A 22,915-nucleotide genomic window follows, 5' to 3' on the forward strand; every position below is an offset into this window, starting at 1 on the left:
CGCAGGTGCCGGGCGGCGCCGATATCAGGTGGCGGTGGTTCGGGGCGCATGAGCGGCAGCGCGGCGCGGCTGTAATTAGGCCCGGGTACATCGGCGGAGGCGGGCTGGGCGTCCCGTTTCAGCGGCTTGGTGGCGGTCGGCTTTGGGAGTGTGCGGGGTGACGAGCCGCCGACGTGGAAAATGGGGTGGGGGCCGGTCGGGCGGGTATACCCATCGGTCGGGTTGCGGGGATGGCGGGGCGTGCAATAGTCGTGGCGAACGGAAAAATAATGCGCGGCCATGACTCCACGGAAGGCCACCACGCAACGAGAAAATGATTTCCAAACGGTCGGCGACCAGGCGTGGGAGAAGGACTTTCGGCGGCGTCGGCGCGCACAACCGATCCCAGCCAGGAGGTACCGGGAATGGCAAGGGTTGTGGTGTTCGGAGCGAGCGGCAAGATCGGGCAGTCGGTCGTGAACGAGGCGGCCCGGCGCGGCCACCAGGTCACCGCGGTGGCGCGTGACGAGGCGAAGCTCGCCAAGCTGCCCAGAAAGGCCCAGTCCGCTGCCGGTGACGCCACTTCGCGTGACTCGGTGTACAGCCTCGCGGACGGCGCCGACGCCGTCGTCGTCGCGATCGGTGGAAACGACAAGAAGGTCTGGGCGAACGCCGCCCGTACCATGATCGACGCGCTGAGCAAGCTGGGCGACAGCGCGCCGCGTCTCATCCACGTCGGCCACGGGGGCACCCTCGAGGACGGGCAGGGCGCCCGCGTCCTCGACGACCCCGAGTTCCCGAACGGCCTGCGCAAGGACGCGCAGGGCCAGGCGGAGGCGCTGGACGCGCTGCGTGCCGCCAAGGGCGTGCGCTGGACCGTCATCTGCCCGCCGCCCGTGAACCTCGCCCAGGGCAAGCGCCGGGACACCTACCGCACGGGCACCGACCAGCCGGTCCGCGATGGCCGCGGCAACATGGCGCTGTCGGCCGATGACCTCGCCGTCGCGATCTGCGACGAGATCGAGAAGGCCAAGYACATCAACCAGCGCTACACCGTCGGCTACTGACCGGCAGGCGGCGGCTGGCGGGCACGGAGTTTCGCGGAGTTTCTCCGTCGCCCGCCGGCCGCCGATCTCCGGGTGTTCCTGACTGATCCCGCACCAACCCGGCCGCTCCGTCCGTCATGACTGCCGGACCACGGCCGGGAGCAGTCCGCAAAGGTTTCGGGGTGGCGATCCGGACGCCGCCGCGGAATGGGTATGCGCACCGTCACGGCCGGCGTCAGCGTCGACGCGGGTATTCGGGCCGCGCCTGTTCTCATCGCACCGCCAGCCTCCGGGAACCGCCCGACGTCGCGCGGTTCCCGGGGGCTACTTTCATGACGGCGACGGGTCGGCGCGCATCGTGTCGAGAATCTCGGCGGTGTCCTTCGGAGTCGTCAGCGGCGAGACGATCGCGAAACGGGCGAGCGTTTCGCCCTGGTGCACCGTCGGCGTGACGAACGCGAAACCATCACGCAGCAGGCGCTCGGACCAGGCGTGATAGTCGTCCGCGGACCAGCCCAGCCGGCGAAACACCACCACCGACAGCTCGGGCTCGCCGACGAGCTCCAGGTAGGGCGCCGCCCGGATCTGTTCCGCGCAGGTCGTCGCGGTGGCGAGGGCGCGTTCGATCGCCTCGGCATAGGCACGGGTGCCGTGCACCGCGAGCGAGAACCAGAACGGCAGGCCGCGAGCCCGCCTGGTCAGCCCCACCGCGTAGTCGGTGGGGTTCCAGACGTCCGGCGCGTCGAGCACCTCCAGGTAGCCGGCCTGCTGGGTGTGGGCGGCCCTGGCGAGCGCCGGAGCGCGATAGATCAGCGCGCACGCGTCGAACGGCGCGAAGAGCCACTTGTGCGGGTCGACGATGAAGGAATCACACAGTTCCAGGCCGTCGAACCGATGTCTCGCGGACGGCGCGGCCAGAGCGGCCAGCCCGTATGCCCCATCGACATGCATCCACAGCCCGTACGCCCGGGCCACCTCGGCCAGCCCACGCAGGTCGTCGACGACGCCGAACTGAGTGGTACCGGCGGTGGCGACGACGGCGAACACGCCATCGCGCCGGTCGGATGGCAGACCGTCGAGCGCGTGCGCGAGCGCGGGGCCGGTCAGCCGCCCGTGCTCGTCGGAAGGCGCGTCGACGATGTCGACGTCCATCACCCGCGCCGCCTCGACCAGCGACGAGTGAGCCTCCCGCCCGCAGGCAAAGCTCCACCGCCGCGGTGAGATACCCGCCGCGGCGCACCGGGCGCGGGCCGCATGCCGGGCGGCGACCAGCGCGGAGAGGTTGCCGACCGTCCCACCAGGCACGAACACGCCGCCGGCCGCGGCCGGAAGGCCAGCGAGGTCGATAAGCCAACGCAGCGCCTGGTTCTCGGCGAAGACAGCACCCGCGCCTTCGAGCCAGCTACCCGCGTAGATCGACGAGGCCCCCACGACCAGGTCGAACAGGATGGCCGCCCGGGTCGGAGCGGCGGGAATGAACGAGAGGTAGCGCGGATGGTCCGTGGAGATGCAGGCGCGGGCCAACACCTCGTCGTAGAGGCGCAGCGCCTCGGCGCCACCGAGGCCGTCCGCGGTGACCGTCTCTCCCACGGCCGCGGCGAGCTCGGCCGGCGACCGTGGCGCGTCCAGCGGCGCCGGGTCGAACCGCATCCGTTCCTGCGCGTACGCGATGACGGCGCGGGCCAGATCGGCCGTCTGGTCGTCGTAGCGGTGCACAGTCCTCCCGCGCTCCGGAGCAGGCGCACCGGACGCCGCCCATGGCATGGCGCGCCATCGGCGCGACATGACACAAGCGGCACGGCACGACGACCGCGGGCGGCCGCAGCGCGGCCGCGCCGCCCGCCCGTTCCCTCAGGGCGGCCTCGGCAGCACCATCAGGACGGCGCAGGCCAACCCGAATGGCTGCTGGTATCGCGATCCGCCCGAAATCCGCCCGTGCGGGACAGGTCAGGCAGGATCGGTCAGACCTCCTGCTTGCCCTTGCGCTGACGCAGGAAGAAACCACCAGTGGCCAGAGCGACCAGCAGGACGACGATGCCAACACGCTTCATGACAACCTCCGAAATACCTGTTGAAGACTTCTGGACGCCGGTCCCTGGGACCGACGCCGCCGGATCAGGTTCCGACCGAATGTCACGGCGAAGTTTCCGCCCGGCATGGCCAGAGCATGCCACGCACCGCGCGGCAGGGAAGTACCGGCACCGCGCCGCGCCCGACTTACCCTAAAGATCCGGCGCGCCGTCAGCGGGCATCACAGCGGAGGCCCGCTTCGGTGGGCGGCCGAATCGACCGGATGTCTCCGCCATCACATCGGTCAGGCCCTCACTCGAGCCGCCCGTTGTCACCCTGTTCACCGCTTCTTGTTCGGTCGGTCCGAACGGTGGACCCATTCGACGTGCACCATGCCAATCTGTCCGTCCAACGCGAGTCCAGGTCAAGCAGGTCACCGACGGCACACGGCTGGACACAACACGCCGGCCGCTCAGTCGCCGCCGCGCTGCTCCATGACGGTCGCGCCGAGGCCGACCCTCAGCAGCTCCACGGCGGCGGCCTCGCCAGACAGGGTCGCGCCCGGATGCGTCGGGGCGTCCTCGTCGTCCAGCGACGGTTCGTCGTTCGCGCCGCCGGCCGCCTGGGTCTCGAAGGCCCCGGGCGCGCCGGGCGCCGCGGGCGTGACGTTCGTCGCGCTCGTCGCGCGGGAGGGCATGGTGGCCCCGCCTGCGACCGCGGGGCCGCCGACCGTCGTCACGGCCGCCGTGGCAGGTGCCGCCGCGAGGCCGGGGCCGGCATCCTGGCGGGCGAACGTGGGGCCTGGCGCGGTGCCGCCGAGCCCGGGCCCGAGCGGTCCGCGCTCCGCCGTGGCGATGGCGGAACCAGCGAACCCCCCCGCGCCGCCGGCGATGCCGGCCGGATGGGGCGGCTGCGCCCCACCCCCAAGGCTGGTGCCGTACCCACCTGACGGCTGCGGCTGCGCGGCGTACCCGGCCGGCGGGCGGACTCCCTGGCCCGACTGCTGGCCCGACCAGGCGGCCGTCGCCGGCGCGGGCGGCGTCGGGCGGCCCGGCCCGTCGGTCGTCGATGCGTAGCCAGTCGGCGGGCCAGCGGGTCGACTCGGCCCGCCCCGGGCGCCGCCGGCGCCGGGACGCCCACCGCCCGCGCCGGGCTCGCCGATGGTCACCCGCCACGCGCCGCCGAACGTCTCGGTGAGCGCCTCAGCCAGCACATCGGCGTGGTTTCCCTGGCTGAACACCTTGGCCATCGGGGGCGTCGAGAGCGCGAGAAACACCTCGTTCGACCGGACGTCGAGCACACTGACGTGCTCTACCAGGAGGCTCGCCGTCACCACTCTGCGACGCCGTGTCGCCGCGAGCACCTGGTCCCACCTGGCGCGCACGGCTGCCGCCTCAGCCCCRCCGCCACCATCAGTCCCGCCGCCCGCCCCGGCCGCGGCCGCGGGCGGGGCTGGGGCTGGGGGCTGTGCTGGTCGCGCTGGCTGAGGGACCGGCGGAGGCGGCGACTGCCGCCCGGCGAGGGCCGGCGCCGGGGACTCGGCCGCGGGGGCGGGGGCAGAAGCGGGGGCGGGGGCGGCCGTCCGGGGCGCCGCGGCCGCGGGAGCCGCCAAGGCCGGGGCGCCCGCGGCGGCCGGGACACCCGCGGCCAAGCCGCGCTCCAGCCGTTCCAGGCGGACGAGCATGGCGGCCTGGTCCGTCGCCGCGCCCGGCAGCAACGCCCTGGCCAGGACGAGCTCGAGGAGCAGCCGGGGACTCGCCGTCCCGCGCATCTCCGCCAGGCCGGCGTGCAGCACGTCGGCGGTCCGCGACAGCTCCGCCGGGCCGACCCTGCCAGCCTGGGCCTTCATCCGGTCGATCTGGTCGGACGAGAAGGCGTCGAGGAGGCCGCGCTCGACCGCGTCGGGCACCGCATTGATCAGAATGAGGTCGCGCAGCCGCTCCAGCAGGTCCGCGGTGAAGCGGCGCGGGTCGTGCCCCGACCCCACGACCTTGTCGACCACGGTGAACAGCGTCGCCCCGTCGCGGGCGGCGAGCGCGTCGACGGCCTCGTCGAGCAGCACCCCGTCGGTCATCCCGAGCAGCGCGACCGCCCGCTCGTAGCGCAGTCCCTCGGGACCGGCGCCCGCCAGCAGCTGATCGAGCACCGACAGCGAGTCGCGCACCGAGCCGGCGCCAGCGCGGACCACCAGCGGGAGCACCGACGGGTCGATCTCGGCGCCTTCCTGGGCGCATATCGAGGCCAGATGATCGCGCAGCACCCCAGGCGGCACCAGCCGGAAGGCGTAGTGATGCGTCCTGGACCGGATGGTGGCGATCACCTTGTCCGGCTCGGTCGTCGCGAAGATGAACTTCAGGTAGGGTGGCGGCTCCTCGACGACCTTGAGCAGCGCGTTGAACGCCGCGGCGGTCACCATGTGCGCCTCGTCCACCACGAAGACCTTGAACCGGGCCGAGGCCGGCGCGAAGAACGCGCGTTCCCGCAGGTCACGAGCGTCGTCCACGAGGCCGTGCGAGGCGGCGTCGATCTCGGTGACGTCCATCGACGAGCCGGTCCGGATGGACACGCACTGGTCGCACACGCCACACGGTTCAGGCGTCGGCCCCTGCTCGCAGTTGAGCGAGGCGGCGAGGATCCGCGCCGACGAGGTCTTCCCGCAGCCGCGCGGGCCGCTGAACAGATAGGCATGGTGCAGCCGGCCGGTCCGCAGCGCCTGCATCAGCGCCGACGTCACATGCTCCTGCCCGACGACCTGGCTGAACATCGCGGGCCGGTACCGGTTGTACAGCGCTGTGCTCACAGTGTCTCGAGCTCACTCCCGGGGTTCCTGCCGGATTGATGAAGCTTGCGTAGTCCGGGGTCCCTGCCGGATCGGCGAAGCCGATCCGGGAGGTCTGCTGGTAGGTCCGGCCGCACTCACTCCACCGCCTTCCTCGTCCCTCGGAAGGCGGCTCCGCGAGCTTGCTCCTGCGCTCGCCAACCCGCCCTCGCAGCCCGCGTCACTACCTGCCCCGATCCGGTGCCTGGACTGCCAGGGGAACGGGGCAGGCCCATTCTCCGCCTCCGCGCGCCCACCGATGCGGGGACCACTCCGCCCCCCAGGATCGCGCGAACCGCGACACCGGGAGTCCCCGGGTCACTCCAAAGCACAGCCCTCGCCAACCCGGGAAGCCATCCCAGGGACGGCGGCGGCGACGAAGACCACCCCGCCCTCGCCGGTCTCCGCCCGCGGAGCGGCGGAGCCGCGCCGCGGAGCCACCGCGTCACGCCTCAGAGTCGCGCGAAGCACGACACCGGGCGTCCGGGGGTCGCCCCCCAGGCAGACATCAGCAGAACCGCGCCTCAAAGTCGCGAAGCACGACATCGGGGGTCCGGGGGTCGCCCCCGGGGCAGACATCACGAGCCCGGGGAAGCCGTCCAAAGGACGGCGAACAAGAGGACCCCTCGCGCACCCGCCAGAGCCCGCTTATCCTTGCTGCCTTCCGGCCCTGGGGAGGTTCACGAGGATGACGCCACACGAGGGGTCTGCTCCGCAGTCTAGCCCCCTGGCGCCGATCTTGGCGCCTGGGGCACCCCGGGCTGAGACACCCCGGAGATCCTCGCTCGGGCCCCGCCCGCCGGCCCCGACACGCCCACGATCCGGTACTCTCGTCGACGGAGGACTCGCCTAGTGGCCTAGGGCGCACGCTTGGAAAGCGTGTTGGGCTTACACCCTCGCGGGTTCGAATCCCGCGTCCTCCGCTCGGCGGGCTGCTCGGTACGCAGCACCTTCGCTATCGCGGAGGACGCCATGCCTGCCGGGGGGCGACCCCCTGGAATCCTCGACGCCAGACTTCGCCCGCCTTCGCGGCTCTGTCGCAACTCTGCGCGAAACACCCCGCCCGCGGATCATCTGGTCTCAGTCTTGGTCTCGCTCAGCGGATTCGCTGGACGTCGGGCCTCCCATAGAAGCTGGTCGAGCCGGCCCGCCGCGTCCTTCAACACGGGATCGGTGAGGTGCTGGTAGCGGCGGCGCATGCCCGTCGACCGTCCCATGATCCTCATGGCAGCCCGGTCGGGCACGTCGCCGGCACCATCGGACTCAAGATCAGTCAGACGTTGCGCGTCACCGGCGGCGCGTAGCGTCTGACTGATCTTGAAAGGATCGTTCCGAAACGGGCGGACGTCCTCGGGAAGCCCCACGCGGTCGGAAGGTGGCGGCACGCCCTCACTGACCGTCGCCCATCGGATGGCCGACGCGCTGTCGTGACGGCCGGTGAGGTCGGCGAGCCCCACCGCCAGGGCTTCCCCGGCCTCCGCACCATCCGCATAGGCGGCGGCCCCTGGTGTGGGCACGGATACTCCTCGCGGCGGACGTAGGATCATGGTCATGTCGAATCCTGGGGAGCCGTTCGGCGGGCTCGGCGGCGACGCGGCCGGTGGCTTCGGGGCGCTCTTCGAGCAGGCGCAGAAGATGCAGGCCGCGATGGTCACCGCGCAGCGGGAGCTGGCGGAGGCCCGTGTCGAGGGCAGCGCGAGTGGCGGGCTGGTCACCGCGACCGTGAACGGCGGCGGCGAGCTGGTCGACCTGAAGATCAGCCCGCAGGCCGTGGACCCGGACGACACCGAGACCCTCGCCGACCTGGTGCTGGCCGCGGTGCGTGACGCCACGACGAACGCGCACAAGCTGGCCGAGCAGAAGATGGCGGCGGCCACCGGCGGCCTGGGCGACGTGCTCGGAGGCCTAGGCGGCCCCGGTGGCGGGCTGCCAGGGATGCCGGGCGGCTTTCCGCAGCTCGGCTGACGGCACAGCTCGGCTCACGACATCGTGGCCTGATGGGTTTCTGGACTGACGGCGCTGACGGCGCGGGACGGTAAGGCAAACGTGTATGAAGGCGTCGTCCAGGACCTGATCGACGAGCTCGGGATGCTTCCCGGGATCGGGCCGAAGAGCGCCCAGCGCATCGCGTTCCACGTTCTCGCCGCCGACCCGGCAGACGTCCGCCGGCTCGCCAAGGCGCTCCTCGAGGTCAAGGACAAGGTCCGGTTCTGCCGGATCTGCTTCAACGTGGCCCAGGCCGAGCTGTGCCGGATCTGCTCCGACCCGCGCCGCGACACGACGGTGATCTGTGTCGTCGAGGAGTCGAAGGACGTCGTCGCGGTCGAGCGCACCCGTGAGTTCCGCGGCCGGTACCACGTGCTGGGCGGGGCGATCAACCCGATCGGCGGCGTTGGCCCCGACGACCTGCACATCCGCGAGCTGATCGCGCGGCTGGCCGACGGCTCGGTGACCGAGCTGATCCTGGCAACCGACCCGAACACCGAGGGTGAGGTCACCGCGAGCTACCTCGCCCGCCAGATCGCCCCGATGGGCCTGACCGTTTCCCGGCTGGCGAGCGGGCTGCCGATGGGCGGCGACCTGGAATGGGCGGACGAGGTAACCCTGGGCCGCGCCTTCGAGGGCCGCCGCACCGTCTCCCCCTGACGGCCGCCGCTCCCCCTGACGGCCGCCAGCGAGGCTAGAAGCCGAGGACTGGCGCGTAGGTGGAGCTGGGAATCGCCGATAGCGTCAGCAGAACAACGCTGATGTCCAGCTCGTCCGCCTCCACGGAGAAGTGCCCGACCATGCCACGGGTCAGGTAGACCGGCTGGCCACCGCGGCTGACCCGCACCCCGAAGACACCCGCCGCTCGCAGCCACCAGACCCTGTCGGCCGCTCTGATGCGCACCTGCCGGTTGTCGCGGCGCAGGTCAGTCACGAGCCTGCGCAATGGCGGGTGGGCGGCCCGCGGTCGGCCAGGCTGATCGACCGTGCCGGCGATCTCCTGGCCGGAGGCGTGCACCACCAGGCGAGCCGACTCCGCTGTCAGCTCGATCAGCGAGCTTTCTCGGGAGATCTCCTGACCGGCGGGCCACATCGTCGCCGGCCAGATTCCCTCCCCGGCGAGGACTCGCGCACCCAGCGGGCCGCCGGTCGGGTGCCCCGGCGGCAGCAACGCGCCGACCACCTGGCCGGCTCCATCGAGCCGCCAGGCGACCGACACGACAGCACCGGGGGCCAGGCCKGGCAACACCGGAGCGCGGGGAGCCGCTCCGGTGAGGCTCGCGCGCACGGGCAGCATGCGGAGCATCCGAGTGGGAGTGACATTGTGGATGAGGATCCACGACTGGGTCAGGCCGATCACGCCCAGCGCCTCCTCCAGCCATCCGCCACCGCGGCCCTGGAACGGGCGATCAGTCCAGCCAGGCGGCCCGGGATGCCCGTGTCCAGCGTGAACCACGCTCCGTTTCCACCGGTGGACAGTCTGCCATCCGCCCCTTACGCATCGCAATACGAGTACATCTCGGGAGCTATCCCGACATTCGATAACCCGTCAGAGCCATGCCGAAACGTCGATCGGATGCCCACCCCCGGTCGTGGTGCGCCGGTGGCCGGATGGCAGCGTGGAACGTGGAACGTGGAACGCGAGCCGGACCCGACCGGTCCTGTCAGGAGCGGGTACACCAGATGATCATAAGTTCGCACGTCGGAGCGGGCGCTCTGGTCGGCATGGCCATCCGCCGGCCGGGGGCGGCGCTTGCCGCGGGCTTCGTGTCCCACCTCGTGATGGACGCGCTGCCGCATTGGGGCACGGGCCCGAACACCGAGTCGGAATGGCTGCCGATCGCGAAGAAGGACGGCGTCGCGGGGCTCGCCGCGATGGCGCTGTTGACCGCGTCGGCGCCGGCGGCCGTCCGGCTCGGCGTGCTTGCCGGGATGACGGGTGCCTGCCTGCCGGACACCGACAAGATCGGCCGCTTCTTCGTCGGCCGCAGCCCTTGGCCGGTTCGATTCGACCGTTTCCACGAGGCGATCCAGAACGAGGCCCGCCACCGCCTCCCCCGCGAGGTCGCCACCGCCGCCGCGCTCACGGCGATCGGCACGCTCACCCTGCGAACCTGGTCCACCCGCGCTCAACGGACCGACTGATGACGGCGACGGGGGCGAGGATCACGTGGGCGAGGATCAGAGGTCGGGGAAGAGGACCGCGGCGCCGGTGACGCGGTCGGCGGCGAGGTCCGCCAGGGCACGGTCGGCGACGGCGAGCGGGTAGGGCGTCACGGTCACCTCCAGCCGGTGACGGGCGGCGATCTCCAGGAACTCGGTGCCGTCGGCCCGGGTGTTCGCGGTGGTGCTGCGCATCGAGCGCTCTTGGAACAGGTGGCGCTGGTAGTTCAACGTCGGGACGTCCGAAAGGTGGATCCCGGCGGTCGACAGGGTGCCGCCGCGGTCGAGCGCCTCGAGCGCGACCGGCACCAGGTCGCCGACCGGCGCGAACAGCACCGCCGCGTCCAGCGGCTCGGGCGGGGCGTCGTAGGCGCCGGTGACGGAAGAGGCACCCAGCGCCACCGCCAGCCGTTGGGCGTCCGCCGAGCGCGTCATCACGTGCACAGTGGCGCCCTCGGCGAGCGCCACCTGGGCGGCAAGATGCGCGGAGGCGCCGAAGCCGTAGATGCCGAGCCGTCCGCCCGGCGGCAGCTCGGCGCGCCGCAACGCCCGGTAGCCGACGATCCCGGCGCACAGCAGGGGCGCGAGCTCACCGTCGTCATAGCCAGCCGGGAGCAGGTAGGCATAGTCAGCGTTCACGACGGCGTACTGCGCATAGCCGCCGTCGACGTCCCAGCCGGTGTAGGTGGACGCCGGGCAGAGGTTCTCCGCGCCACGGCGGCAGTAACCGCAGGTGCCGTCCGTGCCGGCCAGCCAGGCGATGCCCAGCCGCCCGTCCGGCCCCAGCCCCGGCCAGTGGGCCTCGACGTCGACGCCGGGCCCAACCGCGTCCAGCCGGCCGACGACCTCGTGACCCGGGATGGTGAACGGACGGCGAGGTGTCAGGTCACCCTCGGCCAGATGCAGGTCCGTCCGGCACACCCCACAGGCGAGCACGCGCAGCCGGACCTGACCATGGCCAGGCTCGGGCACCGGCAGTTCGACCTGACGCAGCGGCCCCGTGGCCGCCGGCCCCGGCTTCGCCACCTGCCAGCCCACCATCATGTTCGCGCCCGCGGCCATGCCCGAAGACTCCCACCGCCCCCGCTGCCTGTCCCGCCAAGCCTCGGTTCGCCGGTACAGCACCACGACACACCCGGCCGCCACCCAGGCCGACCGCGCGCCGAAACGCCACCGGCCACCAGCGGCGTGATCGCCGTTTGTGCTCTTCGATGGTCGTCAGCCGGCCCCGCGAACGACCGCGGGAGGACGGAAACGACGATCAACGCCTAGCGGCGACGCGGCCCGGGTCGGCCCAATGCCTCTGGACCGACCCGGAACGAGCGCAAAGGACGCCTGGCGCCTGGCGCCCGACGTGCGGCGTTCAAGCGCCGGGCGGCCGGGCGAGGCGACCTCCGAGGGCTACCCCGAGGGGCTCAGACGTTGACCCCGTAGTCGCGCGCGAGACCGGCGAGGTCGTTGTGGCCCTGGCCGACAGCGCGGAACTTCCAGTCGGCGCCGTTGCGGTACACCTCACCGAAGATGACGACCGTCTCGGTCGAGTAGTCCTCGGACAGGTCGTAGCGGACGAGCTCGGTGCCGTTCTGGTCCACGACGCGGATGTAGGCGTTGCGGACCTGGCCGAAGTTCTGGGCCCGGTTGACGGCGTCGTAGATGGACACCGGGACGACGATCTTGGCAGCGTCGGCCGGGACGAGACCGAGGTTGATGACGACCGACTCGTCGTCGCCCTCGCCCTCGCCGGTCCGGTTGTCGCCGGACAGCTCGATCGCGCCATCGGGCGACTTCAGGTTGTTGAAGAAGACGAAATGCCCGTCCGAGACGACCTTGTTGCTCTCGCTGACGGCGATGGCCGACGCGTCGAGGTCGAACTCGGTTCCGGTGGTGGTGCGGGCATCCCAGCCGAGGCCGACGGTGAGCGTCGTGAGCTGCGGGTTGCCGGCGTCAGCCGCCGTCTTCGTCAGGCTGACGTTGCCGCCCTTGGCGAGGCTGATGGCCATGTATGAGTCCTTCCTGGCCGATCTATTCCACAAGCATCGACGGCCATGACAGTGAGCAGCGCTGGTCGCGAACACCTTCGCACAATTCGTCCGACCGATCAGCCGGCCCGTCGCGCGCCGGACACCGCAACCGGCCGTCGGGGCCACCCCTGGGCGTGTTCGACGACGCAACAACACCGAAACAGCACGGACTCGGCAACGAACGCACCATCGCGGGACGAGCGGGGTGCCCGTCCCGCGAGGGCCCACCGAGCAGGCCCAGCGCACAGGCCCTAGCGCGCAGGCCCCAGCGCGCGGCCGATCAGCGAGATGACGGATGTCATGGCGGGGTCGTGACGGTCATGACTGACGCGAGGATCGCCCTGGGCAGCACCCTGCTGGCATGCCCAGATTCAACGCGTCGCGGCCGCCGCGAGACGAGCGCGCCACCCGCCGGGCCCGCGGCACCGGCCCCGCGGCGCCATCCCCCGCGACCACCACCAGGCCATCCGCGAGGTCATCCCCGACGCCGGCCGCGCCGGCCGCGCCCGCCGCGCCGAGGTCTCCCGGCGCAGCGCCGATCGTGCTCGACGGCGTCCACCGGGGCTATGGGGCGACGAAGGCGGTGGCCGGGGTGAGCCTGACCGTCCCCGCCGGCCAGGTCGTCGCGTTGCTCGGCCCGAACGGTGCCGGCAAGTCCACCGCCATCGACATCCTGCTGGGCCTGACCAGGCCCGACCGCGGCACGGTCAGCCTGTTCGGCCAGGAGCCGCGGCAGGCCTGCGCGAACGGGCTGGTCGGCGCGATGCTGCAGAACGGGGGCCTGCTCCCGTACGCGACGGTCGGCGCGGTGCTCGACGCGCTGCGCGGGCTCTACCCGCACCCGCTGCCCACCGCCGAGGTGCTGCGCCGCGCGGGCGCGGCCGACCTGGCCGGTACCCGCACCGAGCGGCTCTCCGGCGGCCAGCGTCAGCGGGTCCGCTTCGCGGCCGCGCTGCTGCCCGATCCCGCCCTGCTGGTGCTGGACGAGCCGACGGCGGCGATGGACGTGGCCGCGCGGCTCGCGTTCTGGGCGGCGACGCGGGAATGGGCCGCCGAGGGGCGCACCGTGCTGTTCGCGACCCATTACCTGGCCGAGGCCGACGACTTCGCCGACCGGATCGTGCTGCTGCGCGCGGGCGAGGTCGTCGTGGACGGTCCCACGACCGAGGTGAAGGCGCAGGTCGGCGGCCGGACGATCCGCGCGACGCTGCCCGGCGCCGAGACGGGCCGGCTCGCGACGTTCGGGCCGCTGCCCGGAGTCACCAGGGCCGAGGCTCGCGGCGAGACGATCGAGCTGGCGTGCGCCGACAGCGACCGGGCACTGCGGGCGCTGCTCGCCGCCGCCCCGGACGTCCGGGACATCGAGATCACCGGCGCCGGCCTGGAGGACGCCTTCGTCGCCCTCACCAGCGCCCCCACGGACCACGCCGCGCCGCCCCAGGCCGCGCCGCCCCAGGCGTCGGCACGTCAGGAATGGGCATCTCAGGAATGGGCCAAGGAGACCTCGCGATGAACCCGGCCCTGCTGACCGCCCGCTACACCCGGTTCGAGATAGGCCGGATCTGGCGCAACCCACGCTTCCTGATCTTCAGCGTGACGTTTCCCTTCATCATGTTCGCCGCCTTCACCTCGAGCGACGCCGGCGACCAGCTCGGCGACATCACCGTTGGCCCGTACGTCATGGTCAGCATGGCGACCTTCGGCGCGATGGTGTCCGTCGTCGGCACCGCCGGGCGGATCGCGCTGGAGCGCACGGGTGGCTGGAGCCGCCAGCTGCGGCTGACCGCGCTCACCGGTGGCCACTATCTGCTCACCAAGGTGCTCACCTCGTTCACGCTGGCGCTGCCCGCGCTGGTCGTGGTGTTCGTCGAGGCGGGCGCGCTCGGCCGCGCCAAGCTGGCAGTGCACACATACTTCGTCGTCGGCCTGTGGGTACTGATCGGCATGGTGCCGTTGGCCGCGTTCGGGATCTGGCTGGGCTACCTGCTGCGCGCCGACAACGCGGCGCAGCTGTCCGGCGCGGTCTCCTCGCTGCTCGCGCTTGCCGGCGGCGTGTGGGTACCGGTCGAGCAGTTCCCGGACTGGATGGCCGGGATCGCGAAGGCGCTGCCGGTGTACTGGACGGCCGACGCCGGCCGCGAGGTGATCGCCGGTAGTTGGCTCGGCTGGCGCGGTCTGGTCATCCTGGCGGTATGGACCGTTGTTTTCGGCCGGCTCGCGGCCCGGGCCTACTCCCGTGACCAGCTGCGAGCCTGACAGCGCAGGACGACGATCGAGGCGACGAGCGTGGTGACGGGTACCAGCATGGCGATGGGCCAGACGGCGGGTGAGCCGTCGCAGGACACGCTCGCGGTGGTCCGGCGGTTCTTCCTGGAGCCGATCCGGGGGGAGAACGCGCTCGGGCGTGAGGCCGGCGTCGGCCGGTGGCGGCGCACCGCGGCGATCTGGYTGGTCTACCTCGGATACTCGGTCGGCGACCTGTTCGCGAATGACCGGCCGCCGCGGATAGCGCTCGGGCTGATCCTGCTGGCCGCGTTCGCCTACCTCTACGTCGGCCCGCTTCCCCGGGCGATGTTCGGCGGGCCGCGGCGCTATCAGGCGACGGTGCTGGTCGGGATGCCCGGTATCACCGTTGTCTACCTGGTCGTGCTGGGCCGCAGCGGGCTGGTGATGCCGGTCTTCGACTCCGTCGCCTTCGCCATGCTGCTGCTCCCGGTGATCGGACTGCCGATCATCCTGGCGATGGCGGCGGCGGTCACCTGGCTGCCGCAGTACGTCCCGAGCTGGGACGTGCACGGCGAGCAGTGGTCGCTCTCCGGGCCGATCATGCTCGTGGTCTTCGCTCTCTACGTGATGCGGACCGGGACGCGGCACCAGATCGAGCTGTTCCAGGCCCGGCGGGAGATCGAGCGGCTGGCCAAGGAGCAGGAGCGGCTGCGGATCAGCCGGGACATGCACGATCTGCTGGGGCACGCGTTGACGACGATCACGGTCAAGGCCGAGCTCGCGTCCCGGATCGTCGGCCGCGACCCGGGCCGGGCGGCGGCCGAGATGGCGCAGGTGGCGGCGCTCGGCCGGGAGGGGCTCGCCGACGTGCGGGCGGCGCTGGCCGGCTACCGGCCGGTGAGCCTGGCCGGCGAGGTGGCCTCCGCGCGGGAGGTGCTGCGCGCCGCGGGCATCGACGCGGAGCTGCCTGCGGCCGTCGAGCAGGTTCCGGCCGAGCTGAGCGAGCTGTTCGGCTGGGTGTTGCGGGAGGGAGTGACCAACGTCGTGCGGCACAGCGGCGCGCGATCCGTCCAGGTGGCGCTGACGGACAGGTCCATCGAGGTCGTCGACGACGGTCGCGGCCCCCTGCCACGGGGCGCCACCGCCGGCCCGGCTGGCGTGGCCGACCCGGCCGGCCTGGCTGCTCCGGCGGCCCTCGTGCCGTCCGCTCGGACGGGGACGGGGACCCGCGCGGAGCGGGGCGCCCCCGGCCATGGGCTCGAGGGGCTCGCCGAGCGGGTCGCCGCGGCGGGCGGGCGGCTGGAGACCGGCCCCGCTCGGCCCACGTCGAACGACGCGGATGCAGACGCGGGCGCCGATGCCGACGTCGCGTCCGGCGCGCCGGCGGCGGGCGCGGCGGGTGACGCGACAGGGGAGGGCGGAGGCTTCCGGCTGCGCGCGGTGGTGCCGGCGTGATCCGCGTGCTGCTCGCCGACGACCAGCACCTGGTCCGCGGGGCGCTGGCCGCGTTGCTGTCGCTGGAGGACGACATCGAGATCGTCGGGCAGGTCGGCCGCGGCGACGAGGTCGTCGCGGCCGTCAGGGAGCTGCTGCCGGACGTCGTGCTGATGGACGTCGAGATGCCCGGAATCGACGGGCTGGCCGCCGCTGGCGCGGTGCGCGCCGCTCGGCCGGCCAGCCGGGTGCTCATCGTGACCACCTTCGGGAGGGCTGGCTACCTGCGCCGGGCGATGGAGGCCGGGGCGCTGGGCTTCGTCGTCAAGGACGCGCCGCCGGACGCGCTCGCGGAGGCGGTGCGCCGGGTCTCCCGGGGCGAGCGGGTCGTCGACCCGACGCTCGCCGCCGCGACGCTCGCCACCGGTCCTAGCCCGCTCACCGCCCGCGAGCGCGACGTCCTCGTCGCGGCGCGCGACGGGGCGACCGTGGCCGACATCGCCGGCCGGCTGTTCCTGTCCGAGGGCACCGTCCGCAACTACCTGTCCGCCGCGATCGCCAAGACCGGAGCCCGCAACCGCATGGAGGCACTCCGGGCCGCCGAGGAGTCCGGCTGGCTCTGACCAGCGCCGATGCGGCTGGCGGCCGTCGGCGCCGCGAGACCGGCGAGGCCACGCCGGGAGCCGGTGACGTGGCGACGGAGGGCGAAAAACGAGTCGGGAACGGTGGCCGCACTCTGTAGCCTGAGGGCATGGCGCTGGTGGTGGCGAAGTTCGGCGGCTCCTCCGTTGCGGACGCCGACAAGATCAAAAGGGTGGCCGAGCGGGTCGTCGAGCAGCGCCGCGAGGGTAACGATGTGTGCGTCGTCGTGAGCGCGATGGGTGACACGACCGACGAGCTGCTCGAGCTCGCCGAGCAGGTGTCCCCGCTGCCGCCGCCCCGTGAGCTGGACATGCTGCTGACCTCGGGCGAGCGCATCTCGATGGCGCTGCTGGCGATGGCGATCTCCAACCTGGGTGCCGAGGCGCGCTCGTTCACCGGCTCGCAGGCCGGAGTGATCACGACGGGCACGCACGGCAAGGCGCGGATCATCGACGTCACCCCCGGCCGGATCCGCACCGCGCTCGACGAGGGCGCGATCGCGATCGTCGCCGGTTTCCAGGGCGTCAGCCAGGACACCAAGGACATCACGACGCTCGGCCGCGGCGGCTCGGACACCACCGCGGTCGCGCTGGCCGCCGCGCTGCACGCCGACGTCTGCGAGATCTACACCGACGTGGACGGCGTCTTCACCGCCGACCCGCGGATCGTGCCGAACGCGCGGAAGATCGACACGCTCTCCTACGAGGAGATGCTCGAGCTCGCCGCCAGCGGCGCCAAGGTCCTCATGCTGCGCTGCGTCGAGTACGCCCGCCGCTACAGCGTTCCCGTCCATGTCCGCTCGTCGTTCGCGACGAAGCCGGGAACCTGGGTCATCGACATTCCGGAGGCTGAACTCGTGGAACAGGCCATCATCCGCGGCGTCGCGCACGACAACAGCGAGGCGAAGGTGACGGTCGTCGGCTGCCCGGACAAGCCCGGGGTCGCGGCGGCTGTGTTCCGCGCCGTCGCGAACTCGGACGTCAACCTCGACATGATCGTCCAGGTCGGCTCGGTCGCCGGCAGCGGCCGCACGGACATCTCGTTCACGCTGCCGAAGACGGACGGCCGCATCGCGCTGGCCGCGCTCGACAAGGTGCGCGAGGAGATCGGCTTCGAGAAGACCCTGTACGACGACCACATCGGCAAGCTGTCGCTGATCGGCGCGGGGATGAAGTCGCATCCCGGTGTGTCCGCCCGGTTCTTCGGCGCGCTCGCGGACTCGGGTGTGAACGTCGAGATCATCTCGACCTCCGAGATCCGGATCTCGGTCGTCGTCCGCGACACCGACCTGCCGGGCGCCGTCCGGGCGGTCCACGACGCCTTCGAGCTCGGCGACCCCGACAACCAGGCCATCGTCTACGCCGGCACCGGCCGCTAGCTTCCCACCGATCTGCCCATGCACGGGTGAACGCATACCGGACGCTCGGCGTTGATCACGGGTAGGCAGGCAGATCGCAGACCTCCCAGATCGCTTCGCGATCCGGCAGGGACCCCGGGGCCCCTCGCCTGACTTCAGCAAGAGCAAGCCCATATGGAGAGGAACTTCGGCCGTGGCCGACGAGATTGTGCGCCGTCCTACCCTTGCCATCGTTGGCGCGACCGGAGCCGTGGGCACCGTCATGCTGTCGCTGCTGGACGAGCGCCCGGACATCTGGGGTGAGATTCGCCTGATCGCCTCCGCCCGCTCGGCGGGGCGGACGCTGCGGGTACGCGGCGAGGACGTGGTCGTCCAGGCGCTCGCGCCCGAGGTCTTCGACGGTGTCGACATCGCGATGTTCGACGTGCCCGACGAGGTCTCCGCCCAGTGGGCACCGGTCGCCGCCGAGCGCGGAGCGATCGCCGTCGACAACTCCGGCGCGTTCCGGATGGACGCGGACGTGCCGCTGATCGTCCCGGAGGTCAACGCCGACGCGCTCGCGGACACGCCACGCGGGATCATCGCCAACCCGAACTGCACGACGCTGTCGATGATCGTCGCCGTCGGCGCGCTGCACCGCGAGTTCGGCCTCGAGTCGCTGTTCGCCACGTCCTACCAGGCGGCCAGCGGCGCCGGGCAGGCCGGCATCGACGCGCTCTATGACCAGCTGGCCGTCGTCGGCGGCCGCCGCGACCTCGGCCAGGCCGCCGGCGACGTGCGCAAGGCCCTCGGTGAGGACGCCCTCGGGCCGTTCCCGGCTCCGCTCGCGCTCAACGTGGTCCCCTGGGCCGGCTCACTCAAGGACGGCGGCTGGTCGTCCGAGGAGATGAAGATCCGCAACGAGTCGCGCAAGATCCTCGGACTGCCGAGCCTGCGCGTCTCGACGACCTGCGTGCGGGTTCCGGTCATCACCACCCACGCGGTGGCGGTGCACGCCCGGTTCACCCGCCCGGTCAGCGCCGCCGAGGCCCGCGCCGTGCTCACCAGCGCCCCCGGGGTGGCCGTCGTCGACGACCCAGCGAACGGCGAGTTCCCGACGCCGGCGGACGTCGTCGGCACCGACCCCACCTGGGTGGGCCGAATCCGCCAGTCGCCGGACGACCCGAACGAGGTAGCGCTTTTCGTGTGTGGCGACAACCTCCGCAAGGGCGCAGCCCTGAACACCTTGCAGATCGCCGAGACCCTCGTCGCCCGCGGCTTGAGCTAACTCCCGCCTGGCGCGGCGGCTTACCGGACAACGGTTGCGAATACAAATACCGGGGGCCCTTCTGCGCGCCCGGGCGGCGCAAGCGCCGAAGCCACCGCGAAATGCGATCAGCCCGCCTCCCCGGGGGAAGGCGGGCTGATCGTGGTCAAAGACTGAGCCCTAGGTCGAGCAAAGCCCGACGGTGGGGTCCGGGGTCACCCCCGAAGCGATATGCAGAGCGGGCCACCGGGAGGCTGCCGAAGGCGGCGACCGTGGTGGCCCGTGTCAAGGTCTGCGTGGCTCAGATGGCGTGGACAGCGTCGGCCTGYGGCCCCTTCTGACCCTGGGTCACCTGGAACTCGACCCGCTGGCCCTCCTCGAGGRACTTGTAGCCGTCCATGTCGATCGCGCTGTAGTGGACGAAGACGTCGGAGCCGCCGCCGTCCACAGAGATGAAGCCGAAGCCCTTTTCCGAGTTGAACCACTTGACCGTGCCCTGAGCCACGTGCCGTTCTCCCTGCTGGTGCAGTCAGGGCCCGCACCGCGCGGACCCCGGGCCAATTGCCGGCGACACATTCATCACCGGCTCAGTTCCGCGGCGTCTCGGTTGAGACACAACCGAACTGTAGCCAGCCTCGACGGTACACGTCGACGGGCGCGCGCGGGAGGCCTCCAGCCCAGGAAGTCCCACTTCATCCGTCGGTAACAAGCCGACGCCCACGCGCGCGCGGATGCCCATATCGCATCCGCCCCAATCGGTCGAGACCGCGCGCCGGCATGACGAAACGACACGCCGCGACACAAACCAGCCACCGACCGAAAGGTGATATAGGTCACCCATTATAGTCCAGTGTGCGCGCATGGCGCCATTGGTCTCCACAGCCGTGTGGCACTTCGTTCCGCCGGCACTTCGTCGGGACACCGGGCGAGGGGCCGAAAGCCAGCCCTGGCAGCTACTGGCCGGGCAGCGCCCGCGCGAGATCGGCGATCAGATCGGCGGGTTCCTCCAGCCCGATGGACAGGCGCAGTAGGCCAAGATCGACGCCGGCCGCCGCGATCTCGTCAGGGGTCTGGTGGGAGAACACCAGGGTCGCCGGGTGCGTGATCAGGCTCTCGACGCCCCCGAGGCTGACCGCGTTGACGAACAGGTCGACCCCGCGCAGCACGCCCTGGGCCGCCTCGAACCCGCCCCGCACGACGAAGCTGAGCATGCCGCCGAACCCGGTCATCTGCCGGCGGGCGAGCTCGTGCTGCGGATGGTCGACCAGCCCCGGGTAGTGCACCGCCTCGACGGCGGGGTGGCCGGCGAGGAACTCGGCGACGACCTGCGCGGACGAGTTCTGCCGCGCCAGCCGCAGCGGGAAGGTACGCAGGCCGCGGGCCAGCAGCCAGGCTTCGAAGGGATGGCAGACCGGGCCGAAGACCCGGGCGGTCTGCCAGGCCGCCTCCATCAGGTCGGCGCGGCCCGTCACCACGCCCGCGGTGACGTCGCTGTGCCCCCCGAGGTACTTCGTCGCCGACTGGACGACGAGGTCGGCGCCGAGCTCGATCGGGCGGGTGTTGAAGGGCGACGCGAACGTGTTGTCCGTGATCATCAATGCGCCGTGGTCGTGGGCCGCGCGGGCCGCCGCGGCGAGATCGGTGAGGACCAGGCTCGGGTTGCTCGGCGTCTCGGTGTAGACGACCCTGGTCCGGTCGGTGACCGCCGCCGCGAGCGCCGCCGGGTCCGACTGCTCGACCAGGCTCACCTCGACGCCGAAGCGCGGCAGCACGTCCGTCAGCAGGGTGAGCGACGCGGTGTAGTGCTGGGTCTGGGCCACGACGTGGTCGCCCTGGGAGACGTTCGACAGCAGTGCGGCGCTGACCGCCGCCATCCCGCTGCCGACGAGGAGCGCGGCCTCGGCGCCGTCGAGTTCGCGCAGCATCTCCTCGCAGGCCCGGGCGTTGGGCGAGCCGTAGCGGGTGTAGAACCGCGCCGGGCTGACGGCGCTCGCGACCTCGGCGGCCCGCTCGTCCGCTGGCAGCCGGTAGGTGCTGGTCTGGAAGATCGGCGGGTTGAGCGGCTCGCCGATCGGGTCGTCGTGCCAGTCCGGGTGGATCAGCCGGGTGATGTCCGCCCAGTTCCTGGCCGCGGCCGGTTCGGGGTTCCGCCGCCGGGGGTTGCGCTGTTCGGAATTCCGTTGTTCGCCGGTCATGGCCACAGCCTGCCCGGCCCGTCGGCCAGGCCGCGACCCGATTTCGGTGCCATCCTGCCCAGGGCGGCAGAACTCACCGGGAAGCTACCCCTTCAGCCAGCGGCGGTGGCGGCTGTCCGAGAGAGACGGCCAGGCGTCGAAGAAGTCCCGCTCGGCGAGGCGCGCCCGCAACTCCTCCAGGCCGAGCAGCAGGCCGTAGGTGAACGCCGTCGGCTCGCCGGCCTCCTGGGCCGAAATCCCCCAGGACCGCAGCAGCCCGGCGGCCACGGTGGCGTCCTGGTGGGTGCCGAGCAGCTCCTGCGCCTCCGAGGAGATCCGGGCGAGTGTCTTGGCGTCCGCGCCGAAGACCGGCGTGATCGCCTCACCGGCGTAACGCAGCCGCTTGGCCTGCTTGCGCGCGGAGTGGAGCAGCACATCGCGGTCATGGCCGGCCGGAGTGGCCGCCGCCTTCGCGATCTTGCGGACGAGCCTGTGGTCGGCTGCCCGGACCAGCTCGCGCAGCTCGGTCGCCGCCGGCCGCCGTGCTCGCCCCGCCAGCGGCGCGCGCACCAGGTCGGCGAGGTCGACCAGCAGCACGAGGTAACGCTCGCCGCGCAGCGCGGCGAGCGCCTCGTCCCTGCCCTGGGACATGCCGGCCTTGAGATGCCGGGCCAGGCTCTCCTCGACGGGGCCGCGGACGAGGTCGGGCGGCAGTGCCGCGAGCCGGCCGTCGAAGTACTCCAGCTGAACCTCGCTGTCGCGGGCGCCGGACAGGGCCGCCGCGAGGTCGCCGAGCTCGCGGTCGAGATGACCCACCAGGTCGGCCGGGAACAGCGGCGCGAACGTGCGCAGCGTGCTGCGCATCCGGCGGGTGGCCACTCGCATCTTGTGCACCGCGTCCGGCTCGTCCATCCGCACCCGCGGGTCGGCGGCGAGCAGCGCGTCCACCTGCTCGGACAGGTAGGCGCGCAGCACCTCGCCGGCGGCGAGGTGGGCTCGCCGCCGGCGGCGAGCCGGCAACGCCGTCGACGGGCTCGGGGCCGGCGCGGGCGGCGCGGTGTTGGCCAGGCTGAGCACATGGGCGAGCTTGGAGCCGTGCGGCGCGTCCGTCGCCCCGGCCGCGCGCAGGGCCGCCTCCACCTCGTCGAGCAGCCGCGCCCCGGCGGCGCCGCCGAGCGGCGCCTTCGCGCCGGCCGATTTGGCCCCCGAGGTGCCGGCAGTCGGGCCCGCCCCGTTGGGAATCTGGGCGAGCAGCTCGACCTCGATCTCGCGCCACTGGGTCAGGACGGCTCGCTCGCCCAGCGTCTGGGCATGGACGCGGTCGTCGACGACCTCCGCCAACGGCTCGCCGGCCGCGTCCAGCAGCCGGGTGGCACCGCGGGTGGTGACCAGTCGGGCGACCGGGTTGACCCGCGCGCCGCGCAGCTGCAGGAACACGATGTCGAGCAGGTCGGCCGGTGGCACGCAGTGCGCCATGCCTCGCTCGTCCGGCTCGCTGGCCGACAGCGGACGGTGGATCTCCTCGCGCGCGCCAGCGCCGGCCGGCAGCTTCAGGTGCCAGCCGTCGTCGGTACCCCCGGTCCGGCGGCGCAACGTCACCTTGGCCTGGGCGAGCCGCAGGTCCTCGGAGTCGTAGTAGATGGCTTCCTGGGTGAACGTCTCCGGCTCCGTCACCGCCGCGACGCCGACATCGCGGGCCGCCTCTTCCAGGGAGGGCAGCACGAAGTCCGCCCCGACGGCGAACTTGCGCTCGATCTCCAGCTGACCGCCCACGCCGTCCCCTTTCCGAGCGCCTGCCCACGGCCAACGACCG

General features: G+C 72.3%; 19 protein-coding genes, 1 tRNA gene and 1 other RNA gene. 11 read left to right on the forward strand and 10 right to left on the reverse strand.

All coding sequences use genetic code 11. From position 1 onward, the window contains the following. Positions 1–404: 404 nt before the first annotated feature. Entirely contained in the window at positions 405–1,046 is a 642-nt protein-coding gene (locus BCD49_RS19660) for an NAD(P)-dependent oxidoreductase (RefSeq protein WP_071041761.1), read from the forward strand. A gap of 309 nt (positions 1,047–1,355) precedes the next feature. On the opposite strand, the gene BCD49_RS19665 is transcribed toward BCD49_RS19660, so the two are convergent. The 3 genes from BCD49_RS19665 to ffs form a co-directional block, all read right to left on the reverse strand. Next, positions 1,356–2,741, reverse strand: a complete 1,386-nt coding sequence (locus BCD49_RS19665) for a pyridoxal phosphate-dependent decarboxylase family protein (RefSeq protein WP_007519209.1) — start codon at positions 2,739–2,741, stop codon at positions 1,356–1,358. A gap of 766 nt (positions 2,742–3,507) precedes the next feature. Next, positions 3,508–5,835 (reverse strand): DNA polymerase III subunit gamma and tau, encoded by a 2,328-nt coding sequence (locus BCD49_RS19670; protein ID WP_071041762.1) that lies wholly within the window; start codon positions 5,833–5,835, stop codon positions 3,508–3,510. A 632-nt stretch (positions 5,836–6,467) separates the two neighbouring features. Beyond that, an RNA gene (gene ffs, locus BCD49_RS19680) (signal recognition particle sRNA small type) lies at positions 6,468–6,564 on the reverse strand. A gap of 127 nt (positions 6,565–6,691) precedes the next feature. On the opposite strand from ffs, the gene BCD49_RS19685 reads away from it, so the two are divergent. Further along, a tRNA-Ser gene (locus tag BCD49_RS19685) sits at positions 6,692–6,776 on the forward strand. Positions 6,777–6,923: 147 nt separating this feature from the next. Here BCD49_RS19685 and BCD49_RS19690 read toward each other — a convergent pair. Then, the gene (locus BCD49_RS19690) at positions 6,924–7,406 is read right to left on the reverse strand and encodes a hypothetical protein (RefSeq protein ID WP_158072953.1); all 483 of its coding nucleotides are present in this window, start codon (positions 7,404–7,406) and stop codon (positions 6,924–6,926) included. Between BCD49_RS19690 and BCD49_RS19695 the strand changes: the two genes are divergently transcribed. Continuing rightward, the gene (locus BCD49_RS19695; RefSeq protein WP_007513174.1) at positions 7,405–7,818 is read left to right on the forward strand and encodes a YbaB/EbfC family nucleoid-associated protein; all 414 of its coding nucleotides are present in this window, start codon (positions 7,405–7,407) and stop codon (positions 7,816–7,818) included. The two genes, BCD49_RS19690 and BCD49_RS19695, sit on opposite strands and share 2 nt — an antisense overlap. An 81-nt stretch (positions 7,819–7,899) precedes the next feature. Continuing rightward, positions 7,900–8,499, forward strand: a complete 600-nt coding sequence (gene recR / locus BCD49_RS19700) for a recombination mediator RecR (RefSeq protein WP_007513172.1) — start codon at positions 7,900–7,902, stop codon at positions 8,497–8,499. 34 nt (positions 8,500–8,533) lie between these two features. On the opposite strand, the gene BCD49_RS19705 is transcribed toward recR, so the two are convergent. Further along, positions 8,534–9,199 (reverse strand): hypothetical protein, encoded by a 666-nt coding sequence (locus tag BCD49_RS19705; protein ID WP_007513170.1) that lies wholly within the window; start codon positions 9,197–9,199, stop codon positions 8,534–8,536. Positions 9,200–9,522: 323 nt separating this feature from the next. On the opposite strand from BCD49_RS19705, the gene BCD49_RS19710 reads away from it, so the two are divergent. Continuing rightward, positions 9,523–9,984 carry a hypothetical protein gene (locus BCD49_RS19710; RefSeq protein ID WP_007513168.1) on the forward strand — a complete coding sequence of 154 codons (462 nt, stop codon included), beginning with the start codon at positions 9,523–9,525 and terminating at the stop codon, positions 9,982–9,984. A gap of 36 nt (positions 9,985–10,020) precedes the next feature. Here the strand turns inward: BCD49_RS19710 and BCD49_RS19715 are convergent, their stop codons facing one another. Continuing rightward, a complete protein-coding gene (locus BCD49_RS19715) occupies positions 10,021–11,043 on the reverse strand; it encodes a zinc-binding alcohol dehydrogenase family protein (RefSeq protein WP_027140262.1) in 1,023 nt (340 codons plus the stop codon). Positions 11,044–11,417: 374 nt separating this feature from the next. Further along, the gene (locus BCD49_RS19720; protein WP_007513165.1) at positions 11,418–12,002 is read right to left on the reverse strand and encodes a TerD family protein; all 585 of its coding nucleotides are present in this window, start codon (positions 12,000–12,002) and stop codon (positions 11,418–11,420) included. A gap of 382 nt (positions 12,003–12,384) precedes the next feature. Here BCD49_RS19720 and BCD49_RS19725 point away from each other — a divergent pair, with 382 nt between their 5' ends. The 6 genes from BCD49_RS19725 (at position 12,385) to BCD49_RS19750 (ending at position 18,949) form a co-directional block, all read left to right on the forward strand. Continuing rightward, a complete protein-coding gene (locus tag BCD49_RS19725; protein WP_007513163.1) occupies positions 12,385–13,536 on the forward strand; it encodes an ABC transporter ATP-binding protein in 1,152 nt (383 codons plus the stop codon). Next, on the forward strand, positions 13,533–14,279 hold the full coding sequence (locus tag BCD49_RS19730; RefSeq protein WP_007513162.1) for an ABC transporter permease: 747 nt from the start codon (positions 13,533–13,535) through the stop codon (positions 14,277–14,279). Before BCD49_RS19725 ends, BCD49_RS19730 begins: the two co-directional genes overlap by 4 nt. 30 nt (positions 14,280–14,309) lie before the next feature. Then, positions 14,310–15,704, forward strand: coding sequence for a sensor histidine kinase (locus BCD49_RS19735; protein WP_007513160.1), 1,395 nt, complete (start codon positions 14,310–14,312; stop codon positions 15,702–15,704). After that, positions 15,701–16,306 carry a response regulator transcription factor gene (locus BCD49_RS19740; protein ID WP_007513158.1) on the forward strand — a complete coding sequence of 202 codons (606 nt, stop codon included), beginning with the start codon at positions 15,701–15,703 and terminating at the stop codon, positions 16,304–16,306. Before BCD49_RS19735 ends, BCD49_RS19740 begins: the two co-directional genes overlap by 4 nt. Before the next feature lie 128 nt (positions 16,307–16,434). Then, on the forward strand, positions 16,435–17,703 hold the full coding sequence (locus BCD49_RS19745) for an aspartate kinase (protein WP_007513156.1): 1,269 nt from the start codon (positions 16,435–16,437) through the stop codon (positions 17,701–17,703). 172 nt (positions 17,704–17,875) lie between these two features. Then, positions 17,876–18,949: an aspartate-semialdehyde dehydrogenase gene (locus BCD49_RS19750; protein ID WP_007513154.1), complete on the forward strand. Its 1,074-nt coding sequence runs from the start codon at positions 17,876–17,878 to the stop codon at positions 18,947–18,949. A 280-nt stretch (positions 18,950–19,229) separates the two neighbouring features. On the opposite strand, the gene BCD49_RS19755 is transcribed toward BCD49_RS19750, so the two are convergent. The 3 genes from BCD49_RS19755 to BCD49_RS19765 all read right to left on the reverse strand — a co-directional run bounded on the left by BCD49_RS19755 (position 19,230) and on the right by BCD49_RS19765 (position 22,875). Then, positions 19,230–19,433: a cold-shock protein gene (locus BCD49_RS19755; RefSeq protein ID WP_071041763.1), complete on the reverse strand. Its 204-nt coding sequence runs from the start codon at positions 19,431–19,433 to the stop codon at positions 19,230–19,232. A 448-nt stretch (positions 19,434–19,881) separates the two neighbouring features. Then, positions 19,882–21,123 (reverse strand): trans-sulfuration enzyme family protein, encoded by a 1,242-nt coding sequence (locus BCD49_RS19760; RefSeq protein ID WP_007513150.1) that lies wholly within the window; start codon positions 21,121–21,123, stop codon positions 19,882–19,884. A gap of 84 nt (positions 21,124–21,207) precedes the next feature. Beyond that, positions 21,208–22,875 carry a CYTH and CHAD domain-containing protein gene (locus BCD49_RS19765; RefSeq protein WP_007513148.1) on the reverse strand — a complete coding sequence of 556 codons (1,668 nt, stop codon included), beginning with the start codon at positions 22,873–22,875 and terminating at the stop codon, positions 21,208–21,210. Positions 22,876–22,915: the final 40 nt, after the last annotated feature.

It is taken from the genome of Pseudofrankia sp. EUN1h (genome assembly GCF_001854645.1).
Classification (GTDB): Bacteria; Actinomycetota; Actinomycetes; order Frankiales; family Frankiaceae; genus Pseudofrankia; species Pseudofrankia saprophytica.

Coding starts and splice junctions, on each gene's coding strand:
- BCD49_RS19715 (WP_027140262.1), bottom strand. CDS start 11,043: ATGGTGGGCTGGCAGGTGGCGAAGCCGGGGCCGGCGGCCACGGGGCCG.
- BCD49_RS19760 (WP_007513150.1), bottom strand. CDS start 21,123: ATGACCGGCGAACAACGGAATTCCGAACAGCGCAACCCCCGGCGGCGG.
- BCD49_RS19745 (WP_007513156.1), top strand. CDS start 16,435: ATGGCGCTGGTGGTGGCGAAGTTCGGCGGCTCCTCCGTTGCGGACGCC.
- BCD49_RS19720 (WP_007513165.1), bottom strand. CDS start 12,002: ATGGCCATCAGCCTCGCCAAGGGCGGCAACGTCAGCCTGACGAAGACG.
- BCD49_RS19690 (WP_158072953.1), bottom strand. CDS start 7,406: ATGACCATGATCCTACGTCCGCCGCGAGGAGTATCCGTGCCCACACCA.
- BCD49_RS19695 (WP_007513174.1), top strand. CDS start 7,405: ATGTCGAATCCTGGGGAGCCGTTCGGCGGGCTCGGCGGCGACGCGGCC.
- BCD49_RS19730 (WP_007513162.1), top strand. CDS start 13,533: ATGAACCCGGCCCTGCTGACCGCCCGCTACACCCGGTTCGAGATAGGC.
- BCD49_RS19725 (WP_007513163.1), top strand. CDS start 12,385: ATGCCCAGATTCAACGCGTCGCGGCCGCCGCGAGACGAGCGCGCCACC.
- BCD49_RS19710 (WP_007513168.1), top strand. CDS start 9,523: ATGATCATAAGTTCGCACGTCGGAGCGGGCGCTCTGGTCGGCATGGCC.